1 protein-coding gene is annotated in these 268 nt (G+C 58.2%); it reads left to right on the top strand.

What is annotated here, in order from left to right; translation table 11 throughout:
• Positions 1 to 4: 4 nt before the first annotated feature.
• The coding region (locus BJI47_RS00275) for a transposase (RefSeq protein ID WP_368655864.1) at positions 5 to 268 on the top strand (264 nt) is incomplete at its 3' end.

Genomic DNA, 268 nt, shown 5'->3' with positions numbered 1-268 from the left:
GGTCATTGGTTCGAGAAACAGTCAGGTAGCGACCCTGGTCGATCGCAAGTACCGCTATCTGACTATTGTGCAGACACCAACGCGGCACACGACGTCAGTTGTTCCTGCGCTGGTCAGGGAGTATGCACGGATGAATCCGGTGATGTGCCGAAGTTTGAGCTGGGACCGAGGGATGGAACTTGCCGGCCACAAGCTGCTTACCGCAGCGACAGGCATCGAGATGTTCTTCGCTGCACCGCGCAGTCCCTGGCAGCGAGGAACGAACGAG

The sequence above is a fragment of the Rhodococcus sp. 1168 genome (genome assembly GCF_002091955.1).
GTDB lineage: Bacteria > Actinomycetota > Actinomycetes > Mycobacteriales > Mycobacteriaceae > Rhodococcoides.
Note: the sequence above shows the minus strand (reverse complement) of the source record. Positions and strands in the feature narration are given on the sequence as shown.